Origin of the sequence: Rhabdochromatium marinum (assembly GCF_016583795.1) — a bacterium.
GTDB lineage: Bacteria > Pseudomonadota > Gammaproteobacteria > Chromatiales > Chromatiaceae > Rhabdochromatium > Rhabdochromatium marinum.
On the sequence record NZ_NRRS01000021.1, the window covers coordinates 1 to 14,297 of the forward strand.

Sequence of the window (14,297 nt, forward strand, 5' to 3'; positions counted from 1 at the left end):
ACGCAACCGTTCATCAAGAACCGGTTCAAGAAGCTCAAACCGCCGTTTTAGTGTGTCGCCATTGACCATGCCATAAGCATAGCAGCAGCCCTCAAAGTGAGACACTTATTTTGTGACAGGCCCTTAGCCTGCGAAGCAAATTCAAACTCAGCGCCAAGAGCGCAATCAGAGTGCCAATGCCAGCGACCAGGGCTGCGGCTTGAGCCGCAGCCTCACCTTTGATCAACAGCAATCCGAGCCCCAGCACGCCAAGCGCCAGGCACCAGAATAGTCGCATACGCCAGGACGAGTCACACCCGCCAGCTGTGGTCAGATTCGCCAGTGCGTAGAGCTGAGCGCCCAGCATGGCTGCCAGCAGTCCGCTGGCGGCGAGCAGGCCCAGGCCAAGTCCCAAGGTTAGCGCAGGGGCACTGAACACCCCGGGCTCAAACAGCGCCCAAGCATCGAGGGCGGTCATAGTGCTGTGGCTATGCATGGAGCTGGAGTCAGCGGCAAGTGCCAGTCGCAGCTGCGCGCCGTCGGCTAGACTGATCCACAGGAAACTCACCAGTGTCGGCACCAGCAGGCCGGCCAATAACAGCTCGCGCAGAGGGCGTCCGCGCGAAATGCGGGCGATAAACAGCCCAACCAGCGGGGCTGACAGCAGACAGCGGATGAACGCCTGTTGCGTCCAATCGCCAGACCAATGGCCGCCATGCCCGGTCAAGAACGGCTGAGTCGCAAAACTCAGGCGGGGCAACGCGCTCAGATACTCCCCAATAGTGGCAATGGTCAGTTTGGCGCCATCGAGTGCCCCGCCACTGATCCACACCACCACCATCAACCCCAGCAACGCCAGGCTTGCCGCCAGCGCCAGGGGTTTGAGGCCGCGTTGCAGTCCAGCGATAGCCGCCAGGGAGGCCACCAGCACGATTACCAGCAGCACCACCACCTCGGTGGTTTGAGCCAGGGCATAGCCGCTCAGCTGACTGAGCCCGGATGTCAGCCACCCAGCGCCCAGCGGCATCGCCAGTATGAGCGCAAAAACCGCTCCCAGCAGCAGCGCCAGCTCCGTGGCAGTCCGCACGCCGAGCCGCCAGGTTTGTGGTGCATAAAGGTTCGAGGTTCCCAGATGGCGGGGCTGAAGCGCCAGCAACCGCGCGCAGACCAGGGCCCAGACCCAGGCATGCAGGCCCCAGTGGAATTGAGCCTGGGCCAGCGCCGCCAGAGCGGTATCGGGCGACCTATCAGGGTATTGGTATTGCGACAGCTCCGGCCAGGGCGCCACGCCCCCCCAAACAATCAGCTGACTGCCCAGCCCCGCTGTCAGCAGCATGGCAAACCAGGCCAGACGGCTGAACTCTGGATGGCTGAGGCCGCCAAGCCGCTGGCGCCCGCGTGCACCCAGCGCCACCCACAACAGCAGACCCAACAGCAGAGTCGCCACCGGCGTGTTGAGCCAGTACAGACAATGCAGCAATGATGCGGCGATGCGCTGGGCATGCACGGCAGCCTGCGCATCGACCAGCCCCCAGGCGATGGTCAGCAGTGGCAAGCCCAGACTGAGGCTGATCAGCGTGCGGATGATGCTGGACTCCGCCGCCTGGTTGGCCACCAGGGCCGACTGGTGATCGCGAGACTCCATTATGACTGCAAACCCGAGATGTCAAACAGGGCGCTGGCTTCCGCCGCTGGCTGATGGGGTTGCCGGGGGTCGAACTGATAGCCAAAGAGTTCAATGTCGCGCGCGAAATGCCGGGCGATCCACTCTGCGGTCTCATCGGTGTAATAGTGGCGGTAATCCGAGTCGCGATCAGCCGCGCGGCGGTGATGCGGCAAGGCTGGGATGCGCAGGTGCAGATGCTGGCAGATATGGGCAAAATCCTGGTTCAGCTGTTCGTAACGGCCGATAAAATCGACACACAGCTGTCCGTGCAAATCAATCAGATAGTCACTTTGGCGTTCGATTGAAGTGTCAATGTGATACTGGTAAGGGCGCTGCGGGTCGAGCTTCCAGCGCAAAAAGTCGGTGAAAGTGTCATGTCCGCCCAAATAATGTGGACGCTCGCGGCGGATATGGTGATACGAGCTGACCTGCAAATCCCAGGGATTGCGCACAAAGGCAAACTTAAACAATCCGGCAAAGACTTCGTGCGGGAGTAATTCCTTGGCGGCAATCAGCTTGGCATGACGGGGTAGCTTGACCGCCAGCCGATGCCCGCTCAGGTGGCTCAGGCGCGCGCACAGGAAGATCGGCCAGTACCAGGGATCGCGCCAGCGCAGCCGGCCCAGAGCCGCGCGCACGCTGGTGCCGCCTGTTTTGGCGATATGTACAAACAAAAAACCATGTCCGGGCGAAAGCAGCATGGGCTATTGATCCACCGGAACCAAATCGCGATAGGCGTGCCAGGTGGCATGGCCGAGCAGCGGCATGGCGATGACCAGTCCGATATAAAGCGTCAGAAACCCCAGGCCAACGCAGGTGACGATAATCACCGCCCAGAATCCCATGGGTAGCCAGTTGGTTGTCACCGCCTTAACACTGGTGCGAATGGCCGTGAAGCCATCGATTTTCCGATCCACCAGCATGGGCACCGAAATTGCACTGATGGCGTAAGCGATACCAGCCAGCACGAAACCCACCAGCACGCTGGCAAAAACAAAGACATTGTTCTCACCCGACAGGAACACCACGCGAAAAAAATTCTCCAACGGCGGGTGAATGCTGGTGTAAAGCAGCGCGAACAGAAAGAAATTAGCCAGCATCCAGAACTGCATAATAATGATAAGTCCAGCCGTAATAATACTCAGCTGCCCCTGATTGCGCCGCCAAGCCTCCAGTGCATGACAAAATTGCAGGGGTTCGTGCTTTTCGACATGCGCGCTGATCTGATACAGTCCCAGCCCAATCACGGGCGCCAGCAAATAAAACCCCGCCGCCAAAAAGGGCACGATAAAGGTATAGCCCTTGGATACCAATGCCCAGGTCATGAGCACGCTGATCAGCACCAGCACCGCGCCATAGGTCAGGCTGTATCGGCGCGCCTGGCGCAAGTCATCCCAGCCTTTTGCCAGCCATTCCCACGGCTGAGCCAGGGTAATACGGTTCACGCGAATGCCATCATCGACGGCCTTTGCAGCGGAAGTGGTAACGGCTTGATCCAGATCCATAGCCTGATCCGGATTCATTATAGAGCTTGGCATCATGAATTCCTCAAGCAGGGAGGGGCTGGGGTCCTGAGCAATCGCGTCAGGTGCGGTCAGGCTGAGCGGTGCTGTGCCACCACAATCAGACCTTCACTGAATAATTGAGAAAGCCGGTCAAAATTACAAGGGGGACCGCAGATGCGCCGCCATGGTGCGCCGCTGGCTGCGGTTCGCACCATTTGAGCCACATCACCAACACCGCTGTAGCCAACCCAGCGTGAGCAGCAGCGCTTCCATGGCCCACTCAGATGGACGGCATGATTTATGCTTATACTTACAGGTTGGGTGTTGCCAATGCGATTGCGATTAAGCGGAGCGCAGATCATGAAGAGCCGGGTTCTTTACCACGACATCATGCATTGCACAGCTGACGGGGTGCTGGGTAATCATTTGTATTCGGGACGCGCGGTTGGCATCAGCGAGCCCGAGGATGTCTTAATGCTGCACCCGCAACTGCGCGCGGACTGGGACGCGCTCTGCGCCCATTATCAGCGCATTGGGCTGCGCCACAGCCAACAGGTTATCTGGGATATTGACCGCACCCGGCTACGGGATTTGACCGAGCATCGGCTGTCGGTATTCTTTTTTGGCTCCGCCGAGCATCAGGTCCGCCCGGATCCGTCCTGGTATGAGACTGTCGCGACCATCAACTGCAAAAACGCCTTCATGACCCATGCCCAGCGGCTCGGCGTCCCAGTCCCCGTCACCCGATGCTTTGCCCAGGTGAGCGCCATCCAGGAGGATGACATCGCGGCCACCGAGTTTCCCTGTTATCTGAAAGCCGCCATTTCTGTCTCCGGTGTTGGTATTTTCCGCTGCACCAACGCCGCCGAGCTGCGTGAGGCCTGCCGCCAGTTCGCACCGGACCTGGCCGTGCAAATTCAGCAGGAAGTCCGCGCCACGACCTTTCTGAACCTGCAATACAGCTGCGAAGAGGGCGCCGTCAGACGATTGGCAGCCACCGAGCAGGTGCTCGATGGCTATGTGCACCAGGGCAACCGCCATCCGGCCTCGCAGGCACCCTGGGAATTGGTCGATCCCTTGGCTAACTGGCTGGGCGAGCGCGGCATACGCGGCCTGTTTGCATTCGATCTGGCGGTGCTGGAGGCAGCGGAGGGCACTGAGTATCTGGCCATTGAATGCAACCCGCGCTATAACGGTGCCTCCTACCCGACCCTGATTGCGGACAAACTCGGCATTCGCGAATGGCTTGCACTGGCCTTTGGCACCCGCCATCGGCGACTAGCCGATCTGGACCTGAGTGGGCTAGAGTATGATCCAACAACAGGTACCGGGGTGGTTCTGGTCAACTGGGGACCCATCCAGGTGGGCAAATACCTGGCCCTGCTGGCCGGTGATCGCACGCAGCAAGAGGCACTGGCTGCCGAGCTGACCACCCGCTGTTAATAGCCTGCAATCCATCTCCGGCGGCCGCCGTGATCTGGCCGTCGGCCACTGACCGCGACAGCCTTGCACCATGACTTCCAGCTATTCCTTAATGATCCACGGCGGCGCTGGCGCGCTTGACAATGTGCGCGATCAGGCCATCGCTGTGCGCTATCTTGAAAGTATCCGCCTAGTACTGGAATTCGGTCGCGAGATCCTCGCGCGCGGCGGCACAGCCGTGGAAGCGGTGGAAAGCTGCGCCTCGGAACTCGAAGATAATCCGCTGTTTAACGCCGGCTGTGGCTCAGTGCTCAATGAGGACGGCCAGGTGGAAATGGACGCTGGTATCATGGATGGTCGCGATCTGGCCGCCGGTGCCGTCGCCGGCGTCAGTGGCATCGCCAATCCGGTTCAACTGGCGCGCCTAATCATGGACGGCAGCGAACACGTCCTGCTCTGTGGCGAGGGCGCACGACGCTATGCGGAATATTGCGGCGTTCCCATCACACCCGATGATTACTTCCGCACCCCCGAACGGATCGCTCAGCTCGAGCAGGCCAAAGTGCACCGGGCTATCATGCTCGATCATGATGAGTCCGGCGAGGCACAGAAATATGGCACCATCGGCGCAGTGGCGCGCGATCTCAATGGCAATCTGGCCGCCGCAACCTCAACCGGCGGCATTGTCAACAAGCGCCTTGGACGCATCGGTGACTCCTGCATCATCGGCGCCGGTGTCTATGCCGACAACGCCAGCGGCGCCATCTCCACCACCGGCTATGGTGAGGATTTTATCCGCACAGCGCTTGCAAAAATGGCGGGCGATCTGATCGAATACCGTGGCTTGGATGCCAATGGCGCGGTTGAATTCGCGCTCAAGCATTTTCGCCGTAAGATCGGCGGTCGCGGCGGACTGATTTGCATTGATCATCAGGGCCAGTGCGCCAGCGCCATGACCACCAAGAAAATGATCCACGGCTGGATCGAGCACGGCGGCGCCAGTCACTGCCAGTTTTGAAGCGCCGCACTCACTCACACACCAACGGAGGAACAGGCGTGGAATTATTCGGATTTGCAAAAGATGTCGGGCGGCGGATATTCGGCAAGGAGTCCGAAGCGGATCAAAAAATCCGTGAAATGTTAGAAGCCGATAATCCGGGCATTCAAGACCTGGATGTCAAGGTGAAAGACGGCACTGTAGCGATTTCCGGTCGCGCCGAGGAGGCAGCGGCACTAGAAAAGGCCGTGCTGATGGCCGGCAATGTCCAGGGAATTGCCGAGGTTGACGCGAGCGCCGTAGCGGCGCCCGCAGCCGTGGAAGAAGTCGATTACTATCTGATCGAAGCAGGCGATACCCTGTCGAAAATTGCCCAGCAATTTTATGACGATGCCACTGCCTACCCGCACATCTTCGCAGCCAATCGCGAGGTCATTAAAGACCCGGATCTGATCTTTGTCGGACAGAAAATACGCATCCCACGCCAGCCGGCCTGACGCACCGGCTAGCCTGAGTTCAGCGCCCGCCCCTCCCGCTACGAATCCGCCCCAGCCTCTGCGGTGATTTCAACCTGATCGCCGCAGCGGGTGACGGAACCGGCGACTTTGGGGGCATTCTCTTTCAAGGCATCGTGCAACCGATCACAGAGCGTCGAGAGCACCTTAATGCGCGCAAAGGGCTTGTCGTCACCCTCCACCAGGGTCCAGGGAGCGTACTCCGTGCTGGTACGCGCCACCATCTCATTGACAGCGGCCTTATACTGCGGCGCTTTGTCGCGGTTGCGCCAGTCCTCATCGGTGATCTTGTATTGCTTATAGGGCGTATTTTCGCGATCACGGAAACGCGCCAGTTGCTCGTCATCGCTGACCTGGAGCCAGAATTTCAGCAGAATGGCCCCATGTTCGACCAACTGCTCCTCGAAGTCGTTGATTTCGCTGTAGGCACGGCGCCATTCCGATTCGGTCGCGAATTCCTCGACGCGCTCGACCAGCACCCGACCATACCAGGAACGGTCGTAAATGATCATGGAGCCCTCACGCGGAATGTGGCGCCAGAAACGCCACAAATAATGGTGGGCTTTTTCCTCGTCCGTAGGGGCTGCGACTGGAATGGCGCGATACAGGCGCGCGTCCACCGCGCTGGTAATGCGACGGATGGCACCACCCTTGCCGCCAGCATCCATGCCCTCGAATACCAACACCGTGGTGCGTTTTTTCTTATAAGCCTTCCAGGTTAGTTCGTTGATCTCGTTCTGCAAACGCTTCAATTCGGATTTATACAGATCGCGTTCCAGTTTTTGTGTCAAGTCCAGCTGATCGAGCAGGGTAATTTGCGCCGGGGCGCTGTCGGGCAGGTCAAGCGGGTCGGCCGTTGGTGGCGGCTCAGTCGGCAGCGGTTGACGAATACGCGTGCGAATGGCCTGTAACAGGGTCTTACCCACGGTCAGATCGCGATAGCGGCTGTCGGTCGCCTCGACCAGATACCAGGGCGCAATGCCGCGGTCGGTTTGGCGAATCAGACGCTCGGCAACATGCTCGAAGAGCTGATACTGCTCGGAGAACTTGGACTTTTCCGGCAACATCTTCCAGCGACTGCGATCATCGCGCGACAAATCCTTCAGCCGCCGCTTTTGATCCTTTTCGCTCAAATGAAACCAGAATTTGACAATCAGGGCGCCGTCCTGAGTCAGCATGCGCTCGAAGTCCTCAATGCGACTCAGTTCGGCATCCAGCGCAGCATCGTTGCACAAGCCCTGAAAGCGATGCTCAATCGGCGCCAGATACCAGCCACCAAACAACACGGCAATCTCGCCGCGCGGCGGCAAACTGCGCCAAAAGCGCCAGTATCTGGGGCGTTCACGCTCCTCGTCGCTCAAATCCCAATAAGCAAAGGTTTGCAGGCCACGCGTGTCCAGCCATTCGTTCAGCCGGTTGACCACTTCGCCCTTACCGGCCGCCTCCACCCCGGCCACAATGACAATCACCGGAATCTGGGTTTCGCGCAACTGCCGCTGCACCTCCAACAGCTGAGTGCGCAACTCATCGCGTTGCTCCTTGAACTCTTGCTTGCTGACCGCACGGCCGACTTTGGTGGCTTCGAACATACTGATTTTGCTCCGCTGCGAAACTGGGTCCTCACTGGATCAGAAGACCGGGCCGAAAGACTGAATTTCAAAACGCGCTAAACGCCAGTCAGTCTAACCGATGCCGGCCTCACAGGTCTGCGCCAAGGCCGCACCGGCCTGAACCCATCAGTTCTTCACACGCAGTGCAGCGCGCGTGATGCAGACATGGCCTTGACCATCGGATGCTGTCACAAACAGCAGGTGGCGGCCTTGCCGTTTGGGAGCGCGCAATTTCAGCTGCGGCGTTTGAAACTCAAACCGAGCCTTCACCAGATCGGCGGCTTTTTGTTGACGCCAGCTGTCAAGCGGCCAGAAATTTGCCCCAAAGCTCAGCGAGTCGCCATCGGGGTCAGCCGCGATGACATCAAGAGTAAAGGCTTCTTTTGGCGCCAATTCAGACACCGCAATACGCACAGCCGCACATAAAGGTGGGCGGTTAGCCGCCTCCTTTCCGGTATAAAACGCTTGTACCGCTGCGTAGGTGAGGCGTTTTTGCTCACCGAGCGTCAATGGCCACCAGGTCTGGTCATCGGGCTTGGGGTCACCAAGCATAAAAACAAAGGCCCCAAAGCTGTGCCGTGCACGCGCCCTGAGCTGGGCCAGATAAAGCTGGTAACGCTGGGCTTTGTCGATGTCGGAGGGATCAATCGGCACCTCAAGGTGATCGCGACCGCTGTCTTCCGGGCGAATCGGTCCCATTTCGGTCAGGATGAAGGGTCGGGTCTCTCCCAGTTGCTTCAGTTTCCAGCGGAGGCGCAAGACATCCCCGTAGTGGTTAACACCAACCACATCAATCGCCGACACCTCCCTCAGGTGCCGGGCACGCCGCCATCCAGCCGCCGCATAGCTCACCAGATGCGCCGGGTCTTCCTGTTTTACCATGCGCGCGAGCGACTGCAAGAAGGCCTTGATACCGGCAATTTCACGCGCGTCCTTACCAGCGGCATAAAAGACTTCATTGCCCAGCGTCCAGAGCATCACCGCCGGGTGATCCTTGTAGCGGCGCACATAGGCGCGTACCTGCTTGCGCACGGCTTTGAGTTGCGGGTGGTCGGGCTGGGTATAGGTCAGATTCGGGTGCACCGCGCTGCCTGGGTGGGGAAGCCAGATGCCGACATTCACCTGTAATCCGCGCGCCTGGGCCTCGTCCAGGTAGCGCTGGTTGGTACTTTCCAGGCCCCAGGTGCGCACGGCATTGGCGCCAAGTTCTTCGGCAAGTGCCAAATAATTCGTGCCATCAGCGCCCATGCGCTCACGACAGCCGACGCCCTGAATAAAAAACGGCTGGCCGTCCAGCTGCAGGCTCCAGTCACCCGGCTTGCCACTGATGGTGGTCCCAAGCGCGAATGCTGGTCGCAATGTCAGCGGCATCAGTGCCAGGAACAACAACACCAAGCAGAGCCTTGGATTAAGACTTAAAACGCGCATTGACCCCACCAGCCGCCATGGTTTGACGGGTCACCCAACCCTGTCGGTTGAAGGTGGCAATGGCGTAGAGCCGAATGAGCCACAAAAACACCAAGTAGAAGGGCAGCAGCAACACCAGGAACCACCGCCAGCCTGGACGATGGGCGGCAAGCGCGCGATACCCCGGCCAGGCGCGCAGGCTTCGGGTCAGAGTCAGCCCCAGCAGTAGCAGGGCAATGCGCAGGGTCACACCACCGGCATCTGGTCCGAACCACCAGAAATGTCCGCTCCAGAGGCTGTGCCCGAGCAAAAAGAGCAAGACGCCCACCAGCAGCGGATTCAGCCAAGCGGCAATCATGCCCCAGGTGACCAGCGGATAGGAGCGCCACACCCACAATCGATCCCAGAACAGCGCCCGCAGCGTGCGCCGGCAGGTGTTACGGTACCAGCGGGTGCGCTGCATAAAGAGAGCTTTGGGACTATCTGGCGAGATGGTTTCAACCACGGCTGTGGCTTGATAGAGCGTGCGCCAGCCGCTTTCGAGCAGCAGACTGGTTATGCGGCCATCGTCACCGGAGATGCAGCGGCGCCCTAAAAAGGTCTCGTGGGTCAGACCATCAAGCAGGGGCAGCACAGCTGCGCGGCGATAGGCCACGGTGCGCCCGGCCAGTACGGGCACCTGTCGCCACAGGCTAAAAGCGGGATAACCGATGGAATACTTGACTTTTTCACAGAGAAAGTCAAAAAAGGTCCACATCGTACGCAAGGGCTCATAGACTTGCTGATCTCCAACCACACCGCCCACATCGGCGCGATCAAACGGCTTGATCAGTTCGCAAATCGCATCGGGGCGCACCAACACATCCGACTCCACCGAGACCACCACCTCGGAGCGCGCGAGTTCAATCCCCAAGCGCAGTGAAAACCGTTTGCCGGAAAACTGACCCGTGGCCAGTCGCAGCCGCGCATCTGTTGGCAGATTGGCCTTCAGCCAGGGAATCAGGTCAGGCTCGCGGCGATCGGTAATGACAATCAGCTCAGCCACTTCCCACGCCGGACGGGCCAGGAGCAGGCTAAGCGATTGGCGCAATACTTCACGATCTTCGTTGTAAACCGGCATGATGACGGATACCGCTTTGCCGTAGCCCTGCCGGATCGGGCGGTAAAACTGCGCCAGCAGGAGCTTGAACATCCAGTTCGCCCAGAAATAACCAACAATGCCCAAAAACAGGGTGAGCTGCTGGGCAAGCAGCCATTCCCGCAGAGCGGCCAGCATTAGGAGCGAAGCCTTGCGGCTGCCGCCTCAGGCTGCGGCCAATCCCTGGATTCCGACACCGACACCGAGCGACTGAGCGCTTGATGCAGGAAGTCAAAGACGGCCACAGCGGCGCCCAGGATCCGCTCGGGATCGTGGTGCTGCAAGCAAACCTCGTTTTCGAGCGCGGCACTAAAGTGACGCCAATCGGCGGCGGGTGAGGGATCGGCTTGAGTGCCAAGAAAATCAAACGGCAGTGTCTCGGCCTGGGGGCCGAGATTGCGTTTGAGCCGTTGTGAAATGACTCGCCCGCCGAGGGTGGCGCCTTCCAGGACATAGAGCCCACCAAGCGCTTCGGCCTCGTCGCGCACCAGATGCAGCAGGTCATCGGATTGGTCACTATGCGCGGGCGGTAGAGGGATCTTGAGTGCGGCCAGATCGCGCTGAAGCGCCGGCAACTTGGGGCGCACCCCCAGCCGGATCAACAGGGCCTGCGAGCACCGTGCATAAAGATGCGGCTCGATCAGCGCATAGGGGCTGGCCATGGCGGTGAGGTAGGCTCGATAGATGGCTGCGTCCACTTCCGGCGCCATCAGATTGCGCATCAGGGGCAAGGCTTCGGTTGCGGCATGCAGCGCGGCGGTCCTGGTGCGCAGTTCGTTCATCAGCGCACCAGGACGCCCAACGGGTGAATCTGTTGTTAACATAAACAAAAAAATTTGATCGACCAGCGGCTTAATGCTCACTACGCTCAGCTGGCAGCTCATTGAAATCTTGCATGAGAGACACCTTGCAGTGCCCGTCATCCAGATCGCCCAGACATCCGGGAGCCACGAACGCTGGCGCATTGGCGCCAAGCAATTGCCGCAAATCCACCGCGCTCTGTTGCAGGTGCGCGCGCTCAAGCTTCAGAGCCTGGATTTGCTTAGCTGCGAGCCGATTGGCTTGCCGGTCAATCAGCAAGTCAAATTCCAGTTGCGCAATGCGCACCTCCAGCGCCTGGCTGCGCTGTTGTAAGCGCCGCAGTCGTTTGCGCTCGTGACGCAAAGCCAACACCTGAGCCTCATAGCGCGATGGCATCGCCATGAACTGCTGCACCAGCCACGGCGAAGCCGCCGACAGCAGCCAGGGCGTCAGCAGCAACATCACAATCAAAAACCAGCCGACCCATTCCTTGCGCGCCGCAATAATTTGCGGTCGATAGATCGATCTTGCACGTACGCGAGCCACAACGCCTGACTCCTGACCTCCATTGTGGCCAAGTGAGAGACCCAAACAAAAGAAGCCGACTGGCAACCAATGGGAGAAAAAAGGGCGCCGCAGCGCCCTTCGTCTGTTACATTGTAACGCAGGCTGCGCCCGTTACTTTACTTTCGGGTCAAGTTCACCCTTAGTATAGCGCTCAGTCATGGCATCCAGCGACAACGCCGTGATCTTGCTGGCGTTGCCGGCGGTACCGAAGGCTTCGTAGCGGGCCTTGCAGATGTCCTTCATCGCCGTGGTGGCGGCAGCAAAATACTTGCGCGGATCAAAGTTCTTGCGATTTTCAGCCAAGTGCTTGCGAATCGCGCCGGTGGAAGCCATGCGCAGATCGGTGTCGATATTAACCTTGCGCACGCCATGCTTGATACCTTCGGCGATTTCCTCGACTGGCACACCATAGGTCTCGCCCATGTCACCACCGAACTGGTCGATGATTTTCAGCCACTCCTGGGGCACCGAAGAGGAACCGTGCATGACCAAGTGCACCGTGGGGATGCGCTCATGGATTTCCTTGATGCGGCTGATCGCCAGAATGTCGCCCGTCGGCGGCCGGGTAAACTTGTACGCGCCATGCGAGGTGCCAATGGCAATGGCCAGGGCATCAACATGAGTTTTGTTGACAAAGTCGGCGGCTTCATTAGGATCGGTCAGCAGCTGGCTGTGATCCAGCGTCCCCTCGGCACCGATGCCGTCTTCCTCGCCAGCCTGACCGGTTTCGAGTGAACCCAGGCAACCCAGCTCACCTTCGACCGAAACGCCGCAGGCGTGGGACATCTCGACCACCTTGCGGGTGACATCGACGTTGTACTCATAGGTGGTTGGGGTCTTGCCATCTTCGCCCAGCGAGCCATCCATCATGACCGAGCTGAAGCCCAGCTGAATGGAACGCTGGCACACCGGCATGGAGGTGCCGTGATCCTGGTGCATGCACACTGGAATATGCGGCCATTCCTCAATGGCGGCCAGAATCAAATGACGCAGAAAGGGTGCACCGGCATACTTACGCGCACCGGCTGAGGCCTGCACGATGACCGGGGAGTCGGTTTCATCGGCCGCCTCCATGATCGCGCGCATTTGCTCAAGATTGTTGACGTTAAATGCAGGAACACCGTACTGGTATTCGGCCGCATGATCCAGCATTTGGCGAAGCGAAATGAGGGCCATTGCAATACTCCTCTGTCGTTGACGTAAAAACTTGAATCCTGCGCTTGACGGCCAGCCTGGCCCGTCAATCGTCAGCGAGCAGATGATGCTCGCCGACACGCATAATCTTCATGATGTTGGTCTGTCCCTCCACACCGCAGCGATCGCCTTTGGTGATGAGAACCAGATCCCCGTTCTGCACCGTTCCCTGGCGCAACAGCTCTGCAATCACTTCCTTGTTGACCTCGTGGATATTGGCGCTGGAGACATCGAACCGAATCGGGTAGACCCCCCGAAACAGCGTGACCTTGCGTCGCGTCGCGACTTGTCGGGTCATGGCATAAATGGGGATACCGGAGCTGATGCGCGACATCCATTTCACCGTCGAACCGGATTCGGTCAAAGCCGCGATGGCCTTGACACCGAGATGATTGGCCGTGTACATCGCTGCCATTGCAATGGCTTCGTCTACTCGGCCAAAAACGGTATCCAGACGATGGGACGAGCGGCGCACCAGGCGTTCCTTCTCGGCCTCGGCGCAAATGCGCGACATGGAATCGACCACCTTGGCGGGATTTTTGCCGATGGAGGTCTCAGCCGAGAGCATCACCGCGTCGGTGCCATCCAGCACAGCATTGGCCACATCAAACACTTCAGCCCGAGTTGGGATGGGGTTTTCGATCATCGACTGCATCATCTGCGTGGCGGTGATCACCACACTGTTGCGCTCGCGCGCCAGACTGATCAGGCGTTTCTGCACCGCCGGCAGCTCAGCATCGCCAATTTCGACCCCCAGGTCGCCACGCGCCACCATGACCGCATCGGCGGTATCGATGATGTCGTCCAAGGCGCCCAGAGCCTCGGCACGCTCAATCTTGGCAACAATGCCTCCCTGCCCTCCAGCCGCTTGCAGCAGCGCGCGGGCTTGGCGCACATCATCACCGTTGCAGACAAAAGAGACGGCAACATAATCGGCCTCGACCTCGGCGGCGAACTGAATATCCGCTTTATCCTTCTCAGTCAGCGCCGGAGCCGAAAGCCCACCGCCCTTCTTATTGATACCCTTGCTGTTCGACAGCTTGCCGCCATGTCGCACCCGACATTGGATGCGCGGCCCCTGCACAGCGGTCACTTCCAGTTCAATGGCACCGTCATCCAGCAACAGCACATCGCCGGGAACCACATCTTCGACCATACTCGGCAGGGTGGTCCCCACTCGGGTCGCATCACCGGCCTCAAGCGGACAAGCGGCATCAATGGCAAAGTCACCGCCAGTGCGCAGCTCAATCGGACCATCAGCGAAGCGACCGATGCGGATCTTGGGGCCCTGCAGATCGATCAGGATTCCCAACGGCCAGCCCTTGGCGCGCGCGGTTGTGCGCACCTGCTGCACACGTTTGCGCTGACTTTCATGGCTGTCGTGCGACATATTGAGCCGCACGACATTGAGTCCGGCATCAATCATGGCCTCCAGCACGCCCGGGGCATCCGTGGCCGGCCCAAAGGTGGCGACAATTTTGGTCCGTCTTGGCATC

General features: G+C 59.4%; 13 protein-coding genes. 3 read left to right on the plus strand and 10 right to left on the minus strand.

The genetic code is table 11. From position 1 onward, the window contains the following. Positions 1-91: 91 nt before the first annotated feature. Genes CKO36_RS08405 through CKO36_RS08415 form a run of 3 tightly spaced genes read right to left on the minus strand, consistent with a single transcriptional unit; the run spans position 92 to position 3,150 of the window. On the minus strand, positions 92-1,624 hold the full coding sequence (locus tag CKO36_RS08405) for a BCCT family transporter (protein WP_200283317.1): 1,533 nt from the start codon (positions 1,622-1,624) through the stop codon (positions 92-94). Continuing rightward, positions 1,624-2,346 (minus strand): sulfotransferase family 2 domain-containing protein, encoded by a 723-nt coding sequence (locus tag CKO36_RS08410; RefSeq protein WP_200283319.1) that lies wholly within the window; start codon positions 2,344-2,346, stop codon positions 1,624-1,626. The genes CKO36_RS08405 and CKO36_RS08410 overlap by 1 nt, the downstream gene beginning before the upstream one ends. A 3-nt stretch (positions 2,347-2,349) precedes the next feature. Further along, positions 2,350-3,150 carry a DUF2189 domain-containing protein gene (locus tag CKO36_RS08415; protein ID WP_242469470.1) on the minus strand — a complete coding sequence of 267 codons (801 nt, stop codon included), beginning with the start codon at positions 3,148-3,150 and terminating at the stop codon, positions 2,350-2,352. A 360-nt stretch (positions 3,151-3,510) separates the two neighbouring features. Between CKO36_RS08415 and CKO36_RS08420 the strand changes: the two genes are divergently transcribed. The 3 genes from CKO36_RS08420 to lysM all read left to right on the plus strand — a co-directional run bounded on the left by CKO36_RS08420 (position 3,511) and on the right by lysM (position 6,066). Beyond that, the gene (locus CKO36_RS08420) at positions 3,511-4,593 is read left to right on the plus strand and encodes an ATP-grasp domain-containing protein (protein WP_200283322.1); all 1,083 of its coding nucleotides are present in this window, start codon (positions 3,511-3,513) and stop codon (positions 4,591-4,593) included. 70 nt (positions 4,594-4,663) lie between these two features. Next, the gene (locus CKO36_RS08425) at positions 4,664-5,590 is read left to right on the plus strand and encodes an isoaspartyl peptidase/L-asparaginase family protein (RefSeq protein ID WP_200283325.1); all 927 of its coding nucleotides are present in this window, start codon (positions 4,664-4,666) and stop codon (positions 5,588-5,590) included. Next, positions 5,587-6,066, plus strand: a complete 480-nt coding sequence (gene lysM, locus CKO36_RS08430) for a peptidoglycan-binding protein LysM (protein ID WP_207161419.1) — start codon at positions 5,587-5,589, stop codon at positions 6,064-6,066. The genes CKO36_RS08425 and lysM overlap by 4 nt, the downstream gene beginning before the upstream one ends. A 38-nt stretch (positions 6,067-6,104) precedes the next feature. Here the strand turns inward: lysM and pap are convergent, their stop codons facing one another. The 7 genes from pap to pyk all read right to left on the minus strand — a co-directional run bounded on the left by pap (position 6,105) and on the right by pyk (position 14,296). Continuing rightward, positions 6,105-7,673, minus strand: a complete 1,569-nt coding sequence (pap, locus tag CKO36_RS08435; protein ID WP_200283328.1) for a polyphosphate:AMP phosphotransferase — start codon at positions 7,671-7,673, stop codon at positions 6,105-6,107. 147 nt (positions 7,674-7,820) lie between these two features. After that, on the minus strand, positions 7,821-9,122 hold the full coding sequence (locus tag CKO36_RS08440) for a glycoside hydrolase family 2 TIM barrel-domain containing protein (RefSeq protein ID WP_200283331.1): 1,302 nt from the start codon (positions 9,120-9,122) through the stop codon (positions 7,821-7,823). After that, a complete protein-coding gene (locus CKO36_RS08445) occupies positions 9,103-10,377 on the minus strand; it encodes a glycosyltransferase (protein ID WP_200283335.1) in 1,275 nt (424 codons plus the stop codon). The genes CKO36_RS08440 and CKO36_RS08445 overlap by 20 nt, the downstream gene beginning before the upstream one ends. Next, complete coding sequence (locus CKO36_RS08450; RefSeq protein ID WP_200283337.1) at positions 10,377-11,063, minus strand: biliverdin-producing heme oxygenase; 687 nt, start codon at positions 11,061-11,063, stop codon at positions 10,377-10,379. The genes CKO36_RS08445 and CKO36_RS08450 overlap by 1 nt, the downstream gene beginning before the upstream one ends. Before the next feature lie 28 nt (positions 11,064-11,091). Then, positions 11,092-11,586, minus strand: coding sequence for a hypothetical protein (locus tag CKO36_RS08455; protein ID WP_200283340.1), 495 nt, complete (start codon positions 11,584-11,586; stop codon positions 11,092-11,094). A gap of 132 nt (positions 11,587-11,718) precedes the next feature. After that, positions 11,719-12,783: a class II fructose-bisphosphate aldolase gene (fba, locus tag CKO36_RS08460; RefSeq protein WP_200283343.1), complete on the minus strand. Its 1,065-nt coding sequence runs from the start codon at positions 12,781-12,783 to the stop codon at positions 11,719-11,721. Between the two features lie 64 nt (positions 12,784-12,847). Then, positions 12,848-14,296, minus strand: coding sequence for a pyruvate kinase (gene pyk / locus CKO36_RS08465; protein WP_200283346.1), 1,449 nt, complete (start codon positions 14,294-14,296; stop codon positions 12,848-12,850). Position 14,297 lies beyond the last annotated feature (1 nt).